The organism is Thermoanaerobaculia bacterium, assembly GCA_035717485.1.
In the GTDB taxonomy this organism is placed as follows: Bacteria; Acidobacteriota; Thermoanaerobaculia; order UBA5066; family DATFVB01; genus DATFVB01.
In genome coordinates this window covers 1-19,376 of the sequence record DASTIQ010000208.1, presented here as the reverse complement: position 1 = coordinate 19,376, position 19,376 = coordinate 1, and the positions used below count along the sequence as shown (strand labels likewise).

22 protein-coding genes are annotated in these 19,376 nt (G+C 69.2%); 12 read left to right on the top strand and 10 right to left on the bottom strand.

Annotation, left to right across the window (positions count from 1 at the left end; all coding sequences use genetic code 11):
* Positions 1-760, bottom strand: a 760-nt coding sequence (locus tag VFS34_11055; GenBank protein HET9794992.1) for a response regulator, incomplete at its 3' end; no start/stop codon positions are given.
* Positions 761-870: 110 nt separating this feature from the next.
* On the opposite strand from VFS34_11055, the gene VFS34_11050 reads away from it, so the two are divergent.
* The 5 genes from VFS34_11050 (at position 871) to VFS34_11030 (ending at position 5,874) form a co-directional block, all read left to right on the top strand.
* Positions 871-1,605, top strand: a complete 735-nt coding sequence (locus VFS34_11050; protein HET9794991.1) for a YebC/PmpR family DNA-binding transcriptional regulator — start codon at positions 871-873, stop codon at positions 1,603-1,605.
* 152 nt (positions 1,606-1,757) lie between these two features.
* Positions 1,758-2,258 (top strand): crossover junction endodeoxyribonuclease RuvC, encoded by a 501-nt coding sequence (gene ruvC, locus VFS34_11045; GenBank protein ID HET9794990.1) that lies wholly within the window; start codon positions 1,758-1,760, stop codon positions 2,256-2,258.
* Positions 2,215-3,123: a DUF4388 domain-containing protein gene (locus tag VFS34_11040; protein ID HET9794989.1), complete on the top strand. Its 909-nt coding sequence runs from the start codon at positions 2,215-2,217 to the stop codon at positions 3,121-3,123. Before ruvC ends, VFS34_11040 begins: the two co-directional genes overlap by 44 nt.
* 143 nt (positions 3,124-3,266) lie before the next feature.
* A complete protein-coding gene (locus tag VFS34_11035; protein ID HET9794988.1) occupies positions 3,267-4,721 on the top strand; it encodes an OmpA family protein in 1,455 nt (484 codons plus the stop codon).
* 55 nt (positions 4,722-4,776) lie between these two features.
* A complete protein-coding gene (locus tag VFS34_11030; protein ID HET9794987.1) occupies positions 4,777-5,874 on the top strand; it encodes an AI-2E family transporter in 1,098 nt (365 codons plus the stop codon).
* A 329-nt stretch (positions 5,875-6,203) separates the two neighbouring features.
* On the opposite strand, the gene VFS34_11025 is transcribed toward VFS34_11030, so the two are convergent.
* The 3 genes from VFS34_11025 to gatB form a co-directional block, all read right to left on the bottom strand.
* Positions 6,204-7,085 (bottom strand): permease-like cell division protein FtsX, encoded by an 882-nt coding sequence (locus tag VFS34_11025; GenBank protein ID HET9794986.1) that lies wholly within the window; start codon positions 7,083-7,085, stop codon positions 6,204-6,206.
* Positions 7,082-7,792: a cell division ATP-binding protein FtsE gene (gene ftsE / locus VFS34_11020; protein ID HET9794985.1), complete on the bottom strand. Its 711-nt coding sequence runs from the start codon at positions 7,790-7,792 to the stop codon at positions 7,082-7,084. Before ftsE ends, VFS34_11025 begins: the two co-directional genes overlap by 4 nt.
* Positions 7,793-8,069: 277 nt before the next feature.
* Positions 8,070-9,515, bottom strand: a complete 1,446-nt coding sequence (gene gatB / locus VFS34_11015) for an Asp-tRNA(Asn)/Glu-tRNA(Gln) amidotransferase subunit GatB (GenBank protein ID HET9794984.1) — start codon at positions 9,513-9,515, stop codon at positions 8,070-8,072.
* 90 nt (positions 9,516-9,605) lie between these two features.
* On the opposite strand from gatB, the gene VFS34_11010 reads away from it, so the two are divergent.
* Entirely contained in the window at positions 9,606-10,307 is a 702-nt protein-coding gene (locus VFS34_11010) for a polyphenol oxidase family protein (protein ID HET9794983.1), read from the top strand.
* An 80-nt stretch (positions 10,308-10,387) separates the two neighbouring features.
* Positions 10,388-11,185, top strand: coding sequence for a glycerophosphodiester phosphodiesterase (locus VFS34_11005; GenBank protein HET9794982.1), 798 nt, complete (start codon positions 10,388-10,390; stop codon positions 11,183-11,185).
* On the opposite strand, the gene VFS34_11000 is transcribed toward VFS34_11005, so the two are convergent.
* Positions 11,169-11,948 carry a cache domain-containing protein gene (locus VFS34_11000; protein ID HET9794981.1) on the bottom strand — a complete coding sequence of 260 codons (780 nt, stop codon included), beginning with the start codon at positions 11,946-11,948 and terminating at the stop codon, positions 11,169-11,171. The two genes, VFS34_11005 and VFS34_11000, sit on opposite strands and share 17 nt — an antisense overlap.
* Before the next feature lie 101 nt (positions 11,949-12,049).
* Here VFS34_11000 and VFS34_10995 point away from each other — a divergent pair, with 101 nt between their 5' ends.
* Positions 12,050-12,373 (top strand): PilZ domain-containing protein, encoded by a 324-nt coding sequence (locus VFS34_10995; protein HET9794980.1) that lies wholly within the window; start codon positions 12,050-12,052, stop codon positions 12,371-12,373.
* 282 nt (positions 12,374-12,655) lie between these two features.
* Here the strand turns inward: VFS34_10995 and VFS34_10990 are convergent, their stop codons facing one another.
* Entirely contained in the window at positions 12,656-12,904 is a 249-nt protein-coding gene (locus VFS34_10990) for a hypothetical protein (protein ID HET9794979.1), read from the bottom strand.
* A gap of 105 nt (positions 12,905-13,009) precedes the next feature.
* Here VFS34_10990 and VFS34_10985 point away from each other — a divergent pair, with 105 nt between their 5' ends.
* Positions 13,010-13,372, top strand: a complete 363-nt coding sequence (locus VFS34_10985) for a hypothetical protein (protein ID HET9794978.1) — start codon at positions 13,010-13,012, stop codon at positions 13,370-13,372.
* A 7-nt stretch (positions 13,373-13,379) separates the two neighbouring features.
* Here the strand turns inward: VFS34_10985 and VFS34_10980 are convergent, their stop codons facing one another.
* Both VFS34_10980 and VFS34_10975 read right to left on the bottom strand, forming a co-directional pair.
* Positions 13,380-13,583, bottom strand: a complete 204-nt coding sequence (locus tag VFS34_10980) for a hypothetical protein (GenBank protein ID HET9794977.1) — start codon at positions 13,581-13,583, stop codon at positions 13,380-13,382.
* Between the two features lie 141 nt (positions 13,584-13,724).
* Entirely contained in the window at positions 13,725-15,758 is a 2,034-nt protein-coding gene (locus VFS34_10975; GenBank protein HET9794976.1) for a M13 family metallopeptidase, read from the bottom strand.
* Positions 15,759-15,864: 106 nt separating this feature from the next.
* Between VFS34_10975 and VFS34_10970 the strand changes: the two genes are divergently transcribed.
* From VFS34_10970 to VFS34_10960, 3 genes are read left to right on the top strand one after another with little or no spacing between them, the layout of a single operon-like run.
* The gene (locus VFS34_10970; GenBank protein ID HET9794975.1) at positions 15,865-16,563 is read left to right on the top strand and encodes a DNA polymerase ligase N-terminal domain-containing protein; all 699 of its coding nucleotides are present in this window, start codon (positions 15,865-15,867) and stop codon (positions 16,561-16,563) included.
* Positions 16,542-17,432: a non-homologous end-joining DNA ligase gene (ligD, locus tag VFS34_10965; protein HET9794974.1), complete on the top strand. Its 891-nt coding sequence runs from the start codon at positions 16,542-16,544 to the stop codon at positions 17,430-17,432. The genes VFS34_10970 and ligD overlap by 22 nt, the downstream gene beginning before the upstream one ends.
* Before the next feature lie 39 nt (positions 17,433-17,471).
* Positions 17,472-18,110: an NAD(P)-binding domain-containing protein gene (locus tag VFS34_10960; GenBank protein HET9794973.1), complete on the top strand. Its 639-nt coding sequence runs from the start codon at positions 17,472-17,474 to the stop codon at positions 18,108-18,110.
* A gap of 56 nt (positions 18,111-18,166) precedes the next feature.
* Here the strand turns inward: VFS34_10960 and VFS34_10955 are convergent, their stop codons facing one another.
* Together VFS34_10955 and VFS34_10950 are read right to left on the bottom strand one after the other, a co-directional pair.
* On the bottom strand, positions 18,167-18,502 hold the full coding sequence (locus tag VFS34_10955; GenBank protein HET9794972.1) for a hypothetical protein: 336 nt from the start codon (positions 18,500-18,502) through the stop codon (positions 18,167-18,169).
* Between the two features lie 259 nt (positions 18,503-18,761).
* Positions 18,762-19,376 (bottom strand): Sir2 family NAD-dependent protein deacetylase (locus VFS34_10950; GenBank protein HET9794971.1); only part of this gene is annotated, 615 nt, incomplete at its 5' end.

The following is a 19,376-nucleotide window of genomic DNA, read 5'->3' as shown; positions in this document are numbered from 1 at the left end:
CGGGCTTCGGGGGCGCCGGCTCGGCCGGTTTCGGCGGAGCGGCCGGAGCGGAAACCGGTCTGGGGGGCTCCGCGCGCAGCGCCGCGGGCGTGGAGTCCGGAGGAGCGGCGGGCCGGGCCGCCGCGGGCGCGGCCGGCTTCTTCGGCGCCAGCATGCCCGACAGCGTCTCCTCCAGCCGGCGGTCGACGTTCGCGTCGGAAGAGGACGCGCGCGCGGGAGGGGGCGGGGGCGCCGGAACCGCGATGTCGGGGATCGTCGCGGCGGGTCGCCGCGGCGGAGCGGGCTCGGACTCCGGCTGGAGGTCCTCGAGCACCTCGGAAAAGATGTCTGAGGAGGTCAACCCGCCCTGGAGCTGCGAGGCGTCGATGCGCATCGTGCGGGCGCCCGGGTCGGTCGAGTCGATCGCTTCGAATGCGATGCTCCGGAACGTCTCGTCGGAGAAGGGCTTCTCGAGGATGTCGAACGCGCCGATCTTCTGCGCGTCGGCCTTCGGGTTCGATCCCTTGTAGCCGGACATCATCAGCAGGATCGGGGGTGCCGTCGGGCCGCCCTTGCGGCGAAGGTCGCGGATGACGTCGTTGACGCGCATCTTCTGGAGGGCCGCCGTCACGACGACGAGATCGGGCCGGTCGCGCTCGAAGGCGACGAGCCCTTCGTCCCCTTCCCGCGCGACCGTCACGTCGAAATCGGTGCCCCCGGCCAGACGGACCTTGTCGATGTAACGCGGCTCGTTCTCGATCAGGAGAAGCTTCTTGGCCATGGTTGGATTCCCCATTATCTCCATGCGCTGCGGCAAATGTCAATCGCCGCACGCTTTACACCCCCGGAAGGGGGCGGTAGAATAGCGGGCTTTCCGAGAGAGGACGAACGATGTCGGGGCACAGCAAATGGAGCACGATTAAGCACAAGAAGGGCGCGGCGGACGCCAAGCGCGGCCGCATCTTCACGCGCCTCATCAAGGAGCTCACGGTCGCGGCGCGCGAGGGCGGAGGAAGCGTGGACACCAACGCGCGCCTTCGCAAGGCGGTCGACGACGCGAAGGCGGCGAACATGCCCGCCGACAACATCAAGCGCGCGATCCAGCGCGGCACGGGCGAGCTGCCGGGCGTCCAGTACGAGGAGGTCGTCTTCGAAGGATACGGCCCCGGCGGCGCCGCGATCTTCATCGAGGCTCTCACCGACAACAAGAACCGCACGCTTCCCGAGATTCGCCACATGTTCACCAAGAACGGCGGGAACCTCGGCGAGAGCGGCTGCGTCCGCTTCATGTTCGACAAGAAGGGCTACATCGCCGTCGAACGCGACAAGGTCGCCGAGGACCGCCTGATGGAGCTCGCGCTCGAGGCGGGCGCCGACGACCTCGCGACCGACGATCCCGAGTACTTCGAGATCTACACGTCGCCCGAGTCGCTCGCCGAAGTGAAGCAGGCGCTCGAGGCGAAGGGGGTCGCCGTCGCGGCGGCCGAGGTCTCGATGATTCCGCAGACCCCCGTCAAGCTCGACGACGCGAAGAGCGCGCAGCTGATGAAGCTGATGGAAGCGATCGAAGAGCACGACGACGTCCAGAACGTCTGGACGGCGGCGGAGCTCCCCGAGTCGGCCTAGAGGCCCGCGCGCGGTGTCGGCCGCTGCGTCGAGACGGAGAATCGCGGCGCGCGAATCCTGCGCGAGCGAAACGGCCGACGACAGAAACACGGCGAGACGCGGGGGGAGGCGGCCGCGGCCGCATCACGCCGCGTTTCGCCGCGCCTGAATTCATGAAGGTCCTCGGCATCGACCCGGGCTCCCGGGCGTGCGGCTTCGGCCTCGTCGACTTCACCCGCGGCGTCCTCGTCGCGCTCGAGTTCGGCGTCTGGCGCGAAAAGGAAGGGCCGCTCTCGCGGCGCCTCGAAGCCCTCTTCGCGCAGGCGGAACGTTTCCTGGCCGAATCGCGCCCCGACGCCGTCGCGCTCGAAACGGTTTTCCAGGGACGGAGCGTCCCGGCGGCCGTGGCGCTCTCGCACGCGCGCGGGGTCGTGCTCCTCGCCGCCGCCCGGGCCGGTCTCCCGACCTTCCAGTACGAGCCCCTGACGATCAAGAAATCGATCACCGGCTACGGGAGAGCCGAAAAACCGCAGGTGCGCGAAATGGTCAAATCGCTCCTCGCGTTCGGTCCGGCGGCGATCCCGCTCGACGCCGCCGACGCCCTCGCGACCGCGATCTGCCACTGCCATCATGCGGCAGGGCCGGGTTTTGACGGTCGTTCGGCCGCGTGCTAGCATCCCGTTACCAAACATGTCATTTCAGGGTTCGCTCAAAGAACTCCCGGTCCCGGACATCGTTCAATTGATGTCCGTTTCGGGAAAAACGGGGGTCTTCACGCTCACCCGCGGCCCGGAACGCGGCTTCATCTACCTCAAGAATGGCCAGATGGTTCACAGCCGCCTCGGAGACGTCGCCGGCGAGGAAGCTGTCTACGCTCTGGCCATCTGGTCCTCCGGGGAGTTCCAGTTCACGCCGAACGACGAATCCGACGAGCACACGATCACGAAGTCGAATACGAGCCTGCTCATGGAGGCGGCGCGGCGCCTCGACGAGTGGAAGGTCCTGTCGAAGAAGATTCCGGGGATCGACGCGGTTCCCCAGCTGATGGAGCGCGAAAGCCCGGAACCCGTCACCCTCTCTCCCCAGGAGTGGAACCTCGCCGGCAAGATCGACGGGCACCGGACGATCGAAGAGATCGCCCGCGCCAACAAGACCTCTCCCTTCGACGTCGCGAAGACGCTCTACGGCCTCGTGGCGGCCGACCTCGTCGAGCTCAAGGCGAAGGAGCCGGCGCGGCCGTCGTCTCCGGCTGCGGTCCCGGTCACGTCTCCGGCGGCGCTCGGCGACGAGAAGAAGATCCTGATGATCCTCTGCACGCGCGTGAAGCAGGAAGCGGAAGCCACGATGGGCGAGCAGAATCTGCCGGGAATCGATCGCCCCTACCGCCAGGCCCTCGCCGAGATCGACCGCGGGCGCGGCATCGAATCGGTCCGGGAATTCATCCGCCAGACCGAGCAGACGATCTCCGCGCTCCGGGGAACGGCGCCGATGCGCGCCTTCCAGGAGAAGATGTCGCTCGTGATGCAGCCGAAGGCGTGACCGTCCCGCCCGCCCGCGAACCCTCCCCCACCGCCGCAAAAAGTCTTTCAAAAGCCGACATTTGGCTTTATACTGAAGCCAATTTCCGGCATCGGCCGGCGGATCCAAGCATGGTAGCGGAGACTGGGGAGAAAGGAGTTTCTATGAAGGTTGCGCGCCGGGCGCCGCTCGTCCTGGCTTTCCTGCTCCTGGCGATTCCGACGAGGGTTCGGGCTCAGGTCTACGCCGGCCAGCTCGGCGTCGGCGTCTATTCACCCTCGCCGTACACCGGTCCCCTCGCCCCCGATTTCGGCGGCGATACCGGCCTCTTCACGATCCCGACCGGCGACGTGCTGCCGGCGAGGGCGTTCTCCTTCGGTCTCTACGTGCAGAACCTGAAGTTGACCGCCGGCGAGGATCCGAACTTTCCGGCCGAAGACCGCCAGCGCGGCCACACGAACACGACCTTCCGCGGCAGCCTCGCGTACGGCATCGCCAATCACGCCGAGATCTTCGCCTCCGCCGGCGAGGAGCGCGACGAAAGCCGCGGTGGCTGGACGACCGGCGTCGTCAACGGCCAGGAGTACTTCGATTCCTTCAAGCTGACCGATCCCGCGAAGCTCCGCGTCGGCCTCAAGGTGTCGATGTGGGAGGCCGGCTCGCGCGGGCGCATCGCCCTCTACACCGCGGCGCACGTCCCGGTCGCCAACGACCAGGATTTCGTGGAGACCCGCCGCACGGACTGGGAGTTCGGGGCGTCCGGCTCGATCGGCATCGTGACGGGCAACGTCTCTTATCTCCTCTCCGGTCGCCGGTCGACGGACCCCGACATCCGCGTCCCGAACCGGCTGCGATTCGCGGTCGGCACCGACGTCCCCTTCGGGCCCGTCCACTGGATCTCGGAGCTCGACCGCAGCATCTACGACAACGCCTCGATCAGCGAGGGCTCGCCGGACATCAAGTCTCCCGACTGGTCGTACTTCGCGAGCGGCGTGCGCGTGTTCTTCGGCCACAGCGGCTGGGGAGTCACCGCCGCGCTCAACGCGAACGTCGATCAGCTCGTGCGCCACGGCTTCTCGCCGAACCCGGTGGGGGGAATCGTGGGGGTGCACTATGCGCCCTTCCCCGCGCCGCCGGCGCCTCCGAAGCCGCTGCCGCCGCCCGCGGCCGTGACGACCGAAGAACCCGCCGCGGCGGAGGCGGTCGAAGCGGCCCCGCCTCCCGCCGTCGAGAGCGCGCCTCCCGCCGCCCCGCCGGCGCCCCAAACCCGCACGACGACCGACACGATCGGCTTCGACAAGGGGGGAGCGCGCCTCACGAACATCGCCAAGGCGATCCTCGACGGCGTGGCCCTGCGGATGAAGAACGACCTCAACTCCACCGCGGTCATCACCGGCTATTCCGACAACGGCGGGTCGGAAGCCGCCAACATGAAGATCTCGTCCGAGCGGGCGGAGGCGGCGAAGGCCTACCTCGTCGAACGCCACGGAATCGACGGCGCGCGGATCAAGACCGCGGGCCGGGGGTCGGCCGATCCCGTCGCCGACAACGGCACCGCGGAAGGGCGCGCGAAGAATCGGCGCGCCGTGATCGTCGTCACCCTCGTGTCCGGCTCATGACCGTTCGTTTCTCCCGCTCTCTTCAACCCCCTCCGGCCGAGGGGGTTTTTTTTCGGTGAACGGCGGCGAGCCCCCGGCTTCGCGGACGCCCGCCCTCGGACGGGGGGGCATGCGCCTCCTCGCGCTCGCCGCGGCGATCGCGCTCCTGTCCTACGGGCAGGCGTTCTTCGTGACGATCTTCTTCTCCCTCTTCCTCTCGCTCGCGCTGCGCCCCTTCGTCTCGCTCCTCGAACGGGCGCGGATGCCGCGCATTCCCGCCATCCTGCTCGTGCTCGCGATCCTGATCGGCGGCGTGGCGCTCCTGATCGTGAACGTTTCCGCGCAGCTCCAGCAGTTCTACCTCGACCTCCCTCTCTACCAGAGCAAGATCCGCGACGTGACGAGCCGCCTCGCGGATTTCGTCCGGAACGTACAGGAGCGCACCGGAAGCATCCTGCCGGAGGAGACCCGCGGAGTCCGGGAGGTCAAGATCACCGAGTCGTCGCTCGAGACGACCCGGGCGCTGCTGGCGCGGGTCGGTTCGACGCTCTCGACGCTCCTCTCGGCGGCCGCCGTTCCGCTCCTTTCGTTCCTGATGCTGAAGGACCGCGAGAAGTTCGGCCGCGCGCTTTCGGGACTCCTCCGCCGCGACCGGCGCTTCGAGCGGCTCGACGTCGTCGGGGCGATCTCCCGCTCGCTGACCGCCTACGCGCTCGGCGAGTCTTTCGTCGTCCTGATCATGGCGGCGGCGACGATGCTGTCGCTGATGGCGCTTCGGGTCAACTACTTCTACATCCTCGGTCCGCTCGCGGGCCTCTGCGTCCTCGTCCCGTACGTGGGAGTGATCATCTCGACGATCCCCGCGGTCCTCGTGGCCTATTTCCAGCTCGGCGGCCGGGCGGCGCTCTCCGTGCTCGTCGTCTACCTCGTCCTGCAGTTCGTCGAAGGAAACATCCTGACGCCGTTCATCGTCGGCGGGAAAGTCCGGCTCTTTCCGCTGACCGTCCTGATCGCGTTCCTCTTCTGGGGGATGCTGTGGGGCGTCGCCGGCGCGATTCTCGCGGTGCCGCTGACCTCGGCGCTGAAGGTCGTGTGCGAGAACGTCGAGGACTGGCAGCCCGTGGCGCGGCTGCTGGGCGAACCCGACGAACCGGTTCCTTCCGATTCCGTCTAACGGCGGGCGCGTCCATACGTACTGTTATACGGGACGCGGGCGCCCGGCCGGCGGGGTCAACGTACGCCCCGGTACGCCTTCCCCGCCGGCCCGGGCGCCCGCGCGCGTCTTCCAGCACGCCTGACCGCGCCTCACGGTCACCTCAGCCGATATCGTTGCGGTTCGCGATCGTCGCAGCCATGCCGTTTGGAAACGACCCGTTCCGGTCGGTGAGACGCGAGCGAGACGGGATGCGGGTTGCCCGCGAGGTCGCGAGGCCTACCGAGGGTAGGTCGCAGGGCCTCGCGGGCGGCACGCGCCCGTATTCGCTCGATGTATCGCCGCGCCGCCTAAAGTCGCGCCTTTCCCACGGAGAGGGCCGCGCCCACAAACCCCGCCGCCGCTCCCACGAGGGGAAACAGCGCCGCCATCTTCGGCGAAAAGAACCTGACCCAGAAGACCGACAGCAGCGGATGCGGCGACGCCGCCAGGCTTCGTCCGGCGGCGAGGTAGGTCGCCCCGAGGAGAAGGAGCGCCGCGACGCCTCCGGCCCCGCCGGCGAGGGCTCCGTGCAGCCAGAACGGCGTCCGGATCTTCGTCTCCGTCGCCCCCATCAACCGCATGATGTCGATCTCGTCGCGGTGCTGGTCGAGGGCGAGCCGCACGGCCGACGCGACCGAGAGCACCGCCGCCCCGCAAAGGAGCGCGCCGAGCGCGAACGCCGCGCGGCGCACGACCGAGAGGAAGTCCCGGAAGCGGATCTCGAACGGCGCCTCCTCCTGCACCTGCTCGATTCCCGGGCGCCGGGCGATCTCGCTCGCGATCGCGCTCCCGCGGGAAGCGGCGGAGGGCGCCAGCACCACCTCGAGCGACGCGGGGAATTCCATCCCCTCGAGCTTTCCGAGGGGCTCCTTGAGGTCCGGGAACGTCGTCTCGAACCGGCGTCGCGCGGCGGCCGGTCCGACGATCCGGACGCGCGCGACCTCTGGGGCGGCCGCGATCGCGTTCGCGAGAGCGCGCGCGTCGGCCGACGGAAGGAGCGTCGCGACGATCGACGCCGGTTCCTCCGCCGAGGAGGCGAGCCGCGCCACGTTCTGCGTCAGGAGCAGGACGATCCCGGGGATGTAGAGCGCGACCGAGATCAGGCCGACCGCGACGACGGTCAGGCCCGGTCCGCTCCGGGCGATCGACCAGGCCTCGGCGAACGCGTGGCGGACGGCGACGCGGATCACGCCGGGAGGAACGGCGCTTCGCGGGCGGCGAGGGCGACGGGGGGCCGGGCCTGGTCCTCCCGCAGCCGCCCGTGGTCGAGCGTGAGGACGCGCTTCCCCATGCGCCGGATCAGCTCCACGTCGTGCGTCGCGATCACGACGACCGTGCCGCGGAGATTGATCTCGGCGAAGAGATGCATGATCTCCTCCGAGAGGGCCGGATCGAGGTTCCCCGTCGGCTCGTCGGCGAGAAGGAGCCGCGGCTCGTTCACGAGGGCCCGGGCGATCGCGACCCGCTGCTGCTCGCCGCCCGAGAGCTCCGAGGGATAGGCGTTCATCCGATAGTGCAGCCCGACCTGCTTGAGGACCTGGTAGGCGCGCCGCTTCTGCTCGGCCGGAGGAGTCCCGAGGATGTTCTGCACGAACGCGAGGTTCTCGAAGACCGTCTTGCGGCCGATCAGCTTGAAGTCCTGGAAGACGATCCCGACGGTGCGGCGGAAATACGGCAGCTTCGAGGTCGGCAGCACGCCGATGTTCCGCCCGTTGACGATGATCTGACCCTCCGTCGGGAGCTCGTCGCGGAAGAGGAGGCGCAGGAGAGTCGTCTTGCCCGCGCCGGACGGTCCGGTCAGGAACACGAACTCCCCCTTGTGGATCGTGAAGGAGACATCGGTCAGCGCGTGCCGGTACCGGCCGTACTCCTTCGAGAGATGGAACACCTGGATCATGCCCAGTGTCCCGTCCCGGAAACAGCTTTCGTGTCGTTCGGAGCGCCGCGGGGTGAGCGGCCCGTCGCCGCGGTGAAGGCGATGCGGTGCCATCGTCGAGTCGCGGCGGCGCCGCAGATCGCCCCGCGCCGCCCGAACCCGAAGGGCGCCAGCACATTGCGAACGATGGCGGCGTTGCGTCGCGGGCCCGATGCTTCCGGCATCGGCTCCCGCGATGCGTCTGGCCCTCGTCCGCAAGCCGCAGGCGCGACGCTGAAGTTATTTCCGCGACGGGACACTAGAGCCGTTCCTTGAGCAGCCGCCGGAGCGTCTCCGGATCGGCGCGGCCGCCCGTCGCCTTCATCGCCTGACCGACGAACCATCCGAACGTCGCCGTCTTTCCGGCGCGATACTGCGCGACCTGGGCGGGATTGTCGCGGAGCACCGCCTCGATCGCGGCCGAGAGGGACGATTCGTCCGAGACCCGCGTCAGCCCCTTCTCGCGCACGACATCCGGGGCGCGCCGGCCCGAGCGCGCCATCTCCTCGAAGACGACCTTCGCCGCCGAGACGGAGAGCTCTCCCGAGGCGACGAACTCGAGGAGCTCGGCGAGCGCCGAAGGCGGCACCGAGAATCGCTCCGTTTCCTCGAGCGACAGCTTCTGATCCTTCATCCAGCGAAGCACCTCGCCGGTCACCCACGAGGCGGCCAGCCGGGGCGCGACCGAGGCGGCCACGGTCTCGAAGTACTCGGCCAGGGACCGCGACGAGGAGAGGAGCTCGGCGTCCGCCGCGGAGAGCGCGTAGATGGTCCGGAAGCGCCGTCGCTTCTCCCTCGGGGTCTCGCGAAGCGTCGAGCGGACCTCCGCGATCCACGCCTCCGGGATCACGAGCGCGCCGAGATCCGGCTCGGGGAAATACCGGTAATCGTGCGCCTCTTCCTTGCTCCGCATCACCCGGGTCTCGCCGCTCGCCGCGTCGAAGAGCCGGGTTTCCTGGACGATCCTCCCCCCCGCGGCGCGCCGATCCGCCTGCCGCTCGATCTCGTGCTCGATCGCGCGTCCCACGTTGCGGATCGAATTCATGTTCTTGATCTCGACGCGCGTTCCCAGCGGATCCGACTCGGAATCCCGGACCGAGACGTTCGCGTCGCAGCGGAGGTTCCCCTCCTCCATGTTCGCCTCGGAGATCGAGAGCGTGCGCAGCAGCCGGCGCAGCTCGGTGAGATACGCCATCGCCTCGGCCGCGGAGCGCAGATCCGGCTCCGACACGATCTCGAGGAGCGGGACGCCGGCGCGATTCCATTCGACGAGCGTGACGGTGTCCGGCACGTCGGGAAACGGGTTCTCGTGCAGGGACTTCCCGGCGTCCTCCTCGAGGTGAGCGCGGACGAGCCGGATGTCGCGGATTCCGCTCTCCGTCTCGATCTCGATCGCCCCGCCGGTGACGACCGGTCGGTCGAACTGGGTGATCTGGTACCCCTTGGGGAGGTCCGGGTAGAAGTAGTTCTTGCGCGCGAACCCCGAACGCCGGTCGATCGTCCCGCCGACGGCGAGGCCGAATCGGATCGCCAGCGTGACCGCCTCGCGATTGACGACCGGAAGCGTCCCCGGGAACCCCAGGCAGACGGGACACGTCGCGGAATTGGGCTCGGCGGCGAAGGTCGTCGCGCAGGGGCAGAACATCTTCGACACGGTCGCGAGCTGAGCGTGCACTTCGAGCCCGATGACCGGAACGACCCTCACTTTTTCGGAGACGGACACCGCCAGATTGTAACAGGTCGTCCCGGTCCCGCTCCGGCCGGGGCATCGCCGGAACCGCGGTATTCTGGCGCCGTGGATCTCTGGAGCGACCGGCGAGGCGAGACGATCGCGGCCTTCTCCCGGCGCGGGGAAGCGCCCCCGGAGACGCCGTCGGCGACGGCCCATCTCGCGCGGCGCCTGGCGGCGGCGCTCGGCCGGCCCGCCCTCCCGATCGCGCGGGCGACCCAGGTCCACGGGAAGGGCGTGCTCGCGGTCCGGGAGCCGATCCCCGCCGGGGAGACCCGGCTCGTCGGAGAAGGCGACGTCCTCGTCACGACTCGATCCGACGTCGCTCTCGTCGTCCAGACGGCCGACTGCGTTCCGATCCTGCTCCAGGCCTCGGCGGGAGTCGCCGCGATCCACGCGGGGTGGCGCGGAACCGCCGTCCGCGCCGCCGCGGAAGGGGTTCGCGCACTCGCCCGCGAATGCGGCGAGGCGCCCTCCGCGTTTCGCGCCGTGCTCGGGCCGGCGATCGGCGCGTGCTGCTACGAGGTCGGCGGAGAAGTCGCGGCGACGTTCGCCGGCGCCTTCGTCCGCCGCGAGTGCGGCGGGAAGTTCCGCCTGGATCTCAAGAGCGCCAACCGGGCCCAGCTCGAAGAGGAGGGCATCCTTCCCGGCCGGATCGAGGTCCTCCCATTCTGCACCCATTGCGGCGGCGCCGAGCTCGCCTCGTTCCGCCGCGACGGGCCCGGCGCCGGAAGGATGATCGGACTCGTCGCCCGCGTCTCCGCCTGACCCGAAGGCCGGGGAGCAGGCGCAAATCGCTCGAACCGCTCGGGAATCCGGTCCCGTCTCTCCCGCGTTATCGTCAGGGGATGAGACCGGCTTCGGCTTCTCCGCTCCGACCCGAGCTCGACGCGATGGGCCTCCCCCCGCGGCCCTGGGTGATCGGGCACCGCGGCGCGTGCGGCGAGAGCCCGGAGAACACGATCGAGAGCTTCCGGCTCGCCGTCGAGCAGGGGGCCGACATGATCGAGCTCGACCTTCGCCTCACGTCGGACGGGCATCTCGTCGCCGTCCACGACCTGAACCTTCGGCGCGTCGCCGGGCACACGGTCTCGGTCGAAGACACCTCGCTCAACATCCTTCGCCACCTCGACGTCTCCTACCATTTTCACCGGGGACGAAAACGCGCCCGGATTCCCACTCTCGAGGAGGTGCTGGAGGCGATCCCGCCGCGTTTTCCGCTGACGCTCGACCTCAAGTGCCGGAGGGCAGGCCGGGGGCGATACGCGCGAGTCCTCGCGCGGGCCCTCGCCGGACGCGGATACGCGATCTATTCGAGCTTCAACTGGAAGCTTCTCGCGGAGGTGAAGAACGCGATTCCCGAGGCGCCCGTCGCGCCGATGGCGCGGCACCGCGTGCCGGGAGTCCTCCGCGCGGCGGAGGCGCTCGAGGCGTCGAGCATCCATTGCCAGTTCGCGGCCGTGACGCCTCGCCTGCTCCGCGCGGTCGCGGGGAGCGGCCGTCCCGTCCTCGCTTACACGGTCGACGACGCGGCGCGGGCGCGCCGGCTGATCGCCGCGGGGGCTTCCGGGATCTTCACGAACTATCCCGCGCAGATGCGCCGCGCGCTCGTTCCCGGATCGCTCCGGCTCACTTCTCCCGCGTGACGGGAGTCGTGCTCTCCGGCTTCTCGTCGCGCGGAGCGCCCGGCGCGAACGCCAGGCGCTCGAATGCGCCCGACGACGGCACCAGGTAATCGGTCCACCCGTCGGTCCAGTCGATCCGGGCCCCCGCCGCGTCCGGGATCCAGAACCCCTGCTGCCCCTCGCCGCGGCCGCTCTGCGCGGTGCCGGACGGATCGAGCGTGATCGTGTAGGGCGAGCCGTCGGCGTCCGTCGTGGTCCACTTCCCCGCCCAGTTCTCCTGGCCCGGCTTGGGCGCCTCCGAGGCGGCTTTCTCGGCCGGTTTCGGCGGCGGGAGGTAATAACCGCAGGAGAACACCCAGTCTCCGACGCGCACGCCGACCGCCGACTTGTCCTCGACTTTGCCCGTCTGGGGATTCTTCGCCTCGTAATCGACCACGACCCCGTCTTCGGTCGCCTGCTTCTGGAGCAGGAGCGCCCACGGCTTTCCGAGCGGGTCGCGCAGGGTGGCGATCTCGGAGCCGACGAGCTCCGGTTCCGCGGCATCCGCCGCGATCTTCTTGTCGGGCCCGATCACGACGACGTACAGATCCCGCTGCACGAAGGGGCCCGCGGGCTTGCCGATCGCCTCGATCGCGGCCGCCCCCTCCTTCCGGTAGAGCGCCACGGCCTTGTCGAGGAGCGCCCGCGCCTCCGCTTCGGTGCCGTACCGCACGGAGGCTCCGTGCGCCGCCGCGGCCGCTCCGGCGACCAGCCCGACGACGACCATTCGCCGCATCCGTTTCATGCTCACCTCCGTCCGGAAATCATACGCCTCGGCTCCGCCCTTGCCGGATCGTCCGGATCGTGCCAAGATCCGGCGCTCACACAGGGTTGACGGAGGGATCCATGGTCCTATCGGGCCGCCGTTCCGCCCGGCGGATTGCGGGTGAAGGCTTCACCGCGCGCGTCGAGGGCGTGGAGGGACCGGTCACCGTCGTGAATCTTTCTCGAATGGGTATCGCGCTCGAAACCGAGGAGCCGCTCGAAGCGGGTCAGCGGTGCTCTCTCGAGCTCAGCGGTCCGGCGGGCGTCGAGCACGTGGATTTCTACGTCGTGCGGTGCGAGCAGCGCGGCGCCGACGGACGAGCCACGTTCCTGACGGCGGGGCTGTTCGTGGAGAAGCTGAGGCGGCGGGATCTGCCGAAGGTCGTACACCAGGCGTTCGGCTAGAAAAGCAGGCGCGGCGATACATCGAGCCGGACGGGCGCGTGCCCGCTCGCGCCGCCCTCGCCGTACGCTCTCGGTACGACTCGGGACGCCTCGAGCGGCCCCGCATCCCGTCGGGCTCGCGTCTCGCCGCGCTTCGATGCCGTGTCAACACCCTGCCAATTCGAGAATCGACGACAGAATTGCGATCCGGGCGATGGTCTCGCGGCACGAATCAGGGCCAGACGCGTTCGGCGAGGCGGTGTACGGAGCGATCGGTAAGCCGGCAGGGCCGACGGGTCCGCGCTAGCGAATGAAGAGGTTCCAGTCGCGGTCGACCTCCGCCAGTTGCTCCGGGCTCACCGGATCGACGTCTTCGTGCGCCAGAGCGAGAGCGATTTCGAGGGTCTCCGAGAACTGCTTGCCCAGAAGGCGGATCGTCATCGAGACCGCCACGCGCGTCTCGTCGCTCCACTCGGTGATGGTTTCCGCCCTTTCCGCGGCGGCGTTCATCGCGGCGTCGCAACGTTGCATGAGCTCCTCGCGTCGTGACATCCACCCTCCTCGACCTTCCGAAAAAGCAACATGGGTGCCAGGTCGGGGAACGGAGCCCTTGCTTCGGGCGACCCGGCGGACGAAGATCGCCGCGGGAGGAAGCGCATGAAATTGATCGCCCCCGGGCCTCACCGGCTCATCGACTTCGTCGCGGTCGTGGTCTTCGCCCTGGCTCCCTTCGCGATCGGGCTCGGCGGCCTTCCCGCCGCGATCTGCTGGATTCTCGCGGTCGTCCACCTCCTCGTGACGCTTGCGACGCGATTTCCCGGCAGGACCGGAGGAGGAATCGCGTTCGTCGCGCACGGCGTCCTCGAGCTCGTCGTCTCGGTGTTCCTCGCCGCCTCGTCCTGGATCTTCGGATTCGCCCCGGGATCTCCCGCCCGGCGATTCTTCGTCACGGCGGGAGTCGCGCTGTTCCTGGTCTGGCTGCTGACCGATTACGCGGGCCGCGGGGTGGAACGGGTCTGAGGGCGGCTCATCGCGCGAAAGGCGGGGGCGGCGGCGGCGGGACCGGCGGAGTCGCCGTTCCGGGCTTGACCGGGGGCGGGTTCGGCGCGGGCGCGCTCGGCTGCGCCGTGGGCGGCGCCGCCGCCGGAGCCTGGCCGCTTCCGGGATCGGTCGTCGAATGGCAGCCGGCCATCGCGACGATCAGCACCGGAACGGCAAACCCTCTTCTCACGCCCCGATTTCCAGCAATCGCTGTGCCGTAATCAAGTCCCGCGTCGCGAGTCTCGGGTCGCGCTCGACGAGGGTCGCCGCCGGGTCGGAGAACCCGCCGGGCTGCTCGCGAGCGGTGACCCGAAACTCGAGACGGCGACCGTCACCAGATCGCGCAGCGATCGGCTCTGACCATCGGCTCCCCGCTCTTGCACCCGAACGCCTTCTCGAATTCCGGCATGTTCGATGGCGCCGCAATCGCGCGGAAGCGGTCGAGCGGGTGGGGATTCGTCACCACCTGGATGCGTTCGGACTCCGGACGGTCGTTCTCCGCCCAGACGCGCGCATACGAGAGAAAGAAGCGCTGGTCGGCCGAGAGACCGTCGATGGGCGCCGGCGCGGGCTTCCCTTCGAGGCTCTTCTGGTACGCGCGCCAGGCGATCTTCAATCCTCCCAGATCGGCGATGCTCTCCCCGAGCACGAGCTTCCCGTTTTCGTGGATCCCCTCCTGGACGACGTAGCCGTCGAACTGCTTTTCGACGCAGGCGGCGCGCTCTCCGTAGTTCTTCGCATCCTCGGCCGACCACCAGTCCCGCAGATTGCCGTGCGCGTCGAACTTCCGCCCCTGGTCGTCGAACCCGTGCGTCATCTCGTGTCCGATCACCGCGCCGATCGCCCCGTAGTTCACGGCGTCGTCCGCCTTGCCGTCGAAGAAAGGCGGCTGAAGGATACCGGCCGGAAAGACGATCTCGTTCTTCGCCGGGTTGTAGTACGCGTTCACGGTCGGGGGGGTCATCCCCCATTCCTTGCGGTCGACGGGCTTGCCGATCTTGTTCAACTGACGGTGGAACTCGAACGCGTCCCCCGCCGACACGTTGGCGGCGTAGCTCTCCCGGCCGACTCGATAGGCCGAGTAGTCGCGCCATTCGTCGGGGTAGCCGATCTTCGGCGTGAACGCGGCCAGCTTCTCGATCGCCGCCTTGCGCGTGGCGTCTCCCATCCAGGGCAGCGTCGCGAGGTCGTCGCGCAGCGCCGCGATGAGGTTCCTCACCAGCTCGTCGGCCCGCGCCTTGGACTCGGGCGGGAAGGTCTTCTCGACGTACTTCCTGCCGAGCGCGAAGCCGAGCTCGCCGTCGGTCGCCGCGACGCAGCGCTTCCACCGCGGGAGGATCTCCGTCGTGCCGTTCAGCACGTGACCGTTGAAATCGAAGTCCTCCTGGACGAACTTCGACGAGAGGGTCGGCGCGGCGTTCGCGACGAGATGCCAGCGGAGATAGGTCTTCCAATCCGCGAGGGGAACTTCGTCGAGATCCCGGTTCAGCGCCTTGAAGAACTCGGGCTGCCCGACGTTGACGGCCGACGGGGGCGCGTCGACGTCGCGCAGGTAAGCCTTCCACTCGAATCCGGGAGTGATTTCGTCGAGCTGCGCGACGGTCATCCGGTGATAGGTCGCATCCGGGTCGCGTCGCTCGACCCGGGTCATCGACGCCTTCGCGAGGCGGGTCTCGATCGCGAGGACCGTCTTCGCCTCCTCGGCCGCCTTCGCCGGATCGTCGCCCAGGAGAGACAGCATCTTCCCGACGTGGGCGACGTACTGTTCCCGGATCGTCTTCGTCTTCTCGTCGTCCTTGACGTAGTAATCGCGGTCGGGCAGGCCGAGTCCCCCCTGGAACGCGCCGGCGATCACTTCCTCGCTGTTCTTCCGATCCTGCTGCGATCCGAAGGCGAAGAGGACGTTGACGCCCTGCTCGTGGAGGCGCGCGATCTCCGCCTCGAGGCCCCGGCGGTCGGCGATCTTCTCGATCCGCCCGAGCTCGGGAGCGATCGGCTTCGCCCCTTCGGACTCGACCCGCGTCTCGTCCATGCACGCCGCGTAGAAGTCGCCGATCTTCCGCTCGTCGGAACCTTCCGGCGCCTTCCCGGCCGCCGCCTCTTCCAGGATCGACTTCAGCACCTCGCGGTTGTGGTCCGCGAGAACCGTGAAGGTCCCCCAGCGGGAGAACGAGGGCGGGATCGGATTGTTCTTCAGCCAGCCCCCGTCGGCATACGTGTAGAAGTCGCGACAGGGGCTCGCGGCCGGATCCATGTCGGCGGGGGTGATCGCCCCCGCTCTTCCCGCCGGGAGCAGAAAAGCGGGAAATGCCAGCGCCGAAATCAGGGCCGTGCGCACGATCGAAAGGCGTGGGGAATCGGACATGGGGTCTCCTCTCTCATTCATTCGGCAGTATAAACGGGCGAATCGTCGGAGAGTTTCGGGCCGGAAGCGCGCGGCCGGGGCACTGACCTTGCAGGAGGCCATTTCCGTGGGACTCAAAGAATACAAGCGGAAACGCGATTTCCGCATCACGCCCGAGCCCGCCGGGCGTCCGAAGAAGACGAAGCCCCGGAAGGCGCTCGCCTTCGTCGTGCAGAAACACCGCGCCTCGCACCTCCACTACGACTTTCGCCTCGAGTGGAAGGGCGTGATGCTCTCGTGGGCCGTTCCGAAGGGGCCCTCGCTCGACCCCTCCGTCAAGCGGATGGCCATGCCGACCGAAGATCACCCCATCGAGTACAACGCGTTCGAAGGGGTGATCCCGGAGGGGCAATACGGCGGCGGCACCGTGATGATCTGGGACAACGGCACCTGGGAGCCGGAGCAGGACGACCCCGGCGCCGCCCTGAAGAAGGGGGATCTCAAGTTCACCCTCCGCGGGAAGAAGCTGAAGGGATCCTGGGTCCTCGTCCGGCTGAAGCCGCGCGGCGGGGAATCGCGCGCCTCGTGGCTCCTGATCAAGCACCGGGACGCGTACGCCACGACGGAGGACATCGCCGAAACGGAGCCGCGCTCCGTCGTCTCGAAGCGGATCCTGACCGAGATCGCCCGCGACGAGGGTGGCGACATCGAAAAAGCGGCGACCGGCGACCCGCCGGCGGAGATCCGCAAGCTGCTGAAGACGAAGGCGCCGCTGAAACGGAAGACCCGCGGACGGCGATCCGTGTGGAACAGCGACCGGCGGTAGGGGGCGTCCCGGTCACGAACCCGGAACGCGTCCTCTGGCCGGAGGAGGGCTGGACGAAGCTCGACCTCGTCCGGTTCTACGATTCCGTTTTCCCGGCGCTCCGACCCTGGATGAAGGACCGGCTGATCTCCCTCAAGCGCTGTCCGCACGGACTCCGCGGAAAGTGTTTCCACCAGAAGGAAAAGCCGGCGGCGATGCCGCCCGGCACGCCCACGAAGCTCGTCCGGCACCGGAACGGCGAGCGCCACTACGTGGTCGGCGGCCGGCGGGAGACGCAGCTCGCGCTCGCGAACCTCGGTTGCATCGCGGTCCATCTCTGGTCCGCGCGGAAGGACGAGCCCCGCAAGCCCGACTGGGTTTCGTTCGATCTCGACCCGGACTCGGGAAAGCTCGCCGACGCCGTCGCCGGCGCGCTGCGCCTGAAACAGGCGCTCGACGCGCTGCGCCTGACGTCGTTCGTGAAGACCTCCGGCGGGAAGGGCCTCCACGTGTTCGTGCCGATCCGCGTCGGGCCGGACTGCGACGAAGTCAAGGCGTTCGCGGAGTCGCTCGGGGCGAAGCTCGCGGCCGCGTATCCCGATCTCTTCACGGTCGAATCCTCGATCGCGCGGCGCGGGGGACGCGTCTATCTCGATCCCTACCGGAACGCCTGGGCGCAGACGGTCGCCTCGCCCTTCTGCGCGCGCCGCAAGCCGCACGCGCCGGTGTCGACTCCCCTGTCCTGGAAGGAAGTCCGGCCGGATCTCCTCCCGGCGCGATTCACGATCGGCAATTTCGCCGCGCGGCTTCGGAAGCCGGATCCGTGGGAAGGGTTCTGGAAGGCGCGGCAGGATCTGGCGCCGGCCATGGCCGCCCTGGCGAGAGTCTAGCCGGGGCGCCGACCCGGCCCGCCGAAGTAGACTCGATCGATGAGAGTCGCGATTCTGGGAACCGGAGACGTCGGCCGGTCGCTCGCGAAGGGATTCGCGGGGCGCGGCGACGATGTGATGATGGGCTCGAGAGAAGCCGGGAGGGCGCAAGCAGCCGCTCGCGCCGCCGGAGCCACCGTCCGAGGCGGGACGTTTTCCGAGGCCGCGTCCTGGGGCGAGCTCGGTGTTCTCGCCACGTCGTGGTCCGGAACCGAAAACGCGCTGCGCCTGGCCACGCCCACCACACTCGCCGGAAAGGTCGTGATCGACGCGACGAACCCGCTCGTCTCCGCGCCCGGCAAACCGCCCGCCCTGGCTCTCGGCCACACCGATTCGGGCGGCGAGCAGGTGCAGCGCTGGCTGCCCGACGCCCGCGTCGTGAAGGCCTTCAACATCGTCGGCCACGCTCACATGGTGCGTCCGGAGTTCCCCGGCGGTCCGCCCGACATGTTCTATTGCGGCAACGACGGCTCGGCGAAGAGCACCGTCGCCGCGATCCTCGACGACTTCGGCTGGAGCTCGATCGACATCGGGGACATCGAAGGCGCGCGGCTCCTCGAGCCGATGTGCCTCCTCTGGGTGCTCTATGCCCTCCGCGGCGGCGGGTGGAATCACGCGTTCAAGCTCTTGAAGAAATAGTCGCGGGTCGGGCGCCTCGCCGCGCCGCCGAGATTCGTCCCGTCGCGGGCGACGTGTCAGGAACCGTGGTCCGGCCGTCCCTCCCTGGCTCTCGACTCGCGACCGACGGACTCTTGACCCCGCGGGGTGCGCCTCGACGGCCGCGTCGCGATCAGGACGGCGGCGGTCCACGTCGGCACGAGATCCACGAGCGGCACGAGCTCCGCCGCGAAGGAGGGGAGGAACGCCCAGTGCCAGCCGACGAGCCAGGTCATGAGTCCCGCGACGGCGACGTCGAGCCCGGCGTCGAGGGGAGAGACGCCCCCCTCGGAGAACGCGGGGAAAACGGCGATCTGGAGGAAGTCGGCGGCGATCGCGATCGCCCGGGCCGCGAAGACGCGCCCGCGCGTCATCGGACGGATCCGGATCAGTCCAGCCGGCAAGCTCCGGGTCCCCGGGGGTCTCCGCACGACCCGCAGCCGCCCCGGGTCTCCGGCTTCGGGCGGGCACCGGAGCTCGCGACGGCGAAAGCGGAGAAGCGGCGGGTCAGATGCGCGCTGCCGCAGGCGGGGCACGCGGTCCTCTCGCCCTCCGAGACCAGCTCCTCGAATCGATGGCGGCATTCGTCGCAGGCGAACTCGCGAAGCGGCACGTTTCCCCTCCGGCGCGATTCTACTCTTCGAGAGCGGAAAGGATCCGAGGCAGAGCGACGCCGGAAGGCTCGCGGATCGCGCCCGCGAAGACGGGAGAGAGCGCCGTCTCCGCCGGATTGATCTCGAAGACCTCGGCGCCCGCGTCCGCGGCGATCAGCGCGAGCCCCGCCGCCGGATAGACCTCCGCGGAAGTGCCGACGACGAGGTAGACGTCGGCGGCGCGCGCGGCGTCCTGAGCGTCCGCCCAGGCCTCGACCGGCAGCGGCTCTCCGAACCACACGATGTCGGGTCTCATGATCCCGCCGCATCCCGCGCACGGCGGCGGAAGGATCTCGAGAGGCTCGAGGTCCTCCGCCATCCGGCGGCACCGGACGCAGTAACGGCGCTCGATCGACCCGTGGAGCTCGACGACGTTGCGGCTGCCGGCGCGGCGGTGGAGACCATCGACGTTCTGGGTGGCGAGGAGGAACCCGGGAAACTTCTCCTCCATCGCCGCGAGCGCCGCGTGTCCCGGATTCGGCCGGGCGTCCCGGGCATGGCGCCGGCGCGCCTCGTAGAAACGCCAGACCCGCTCCGGATCCTCCGCGAACGCCTCCGGAGTGGCGACGTCCTCGATCCGGTGCCCCTCCCAGAG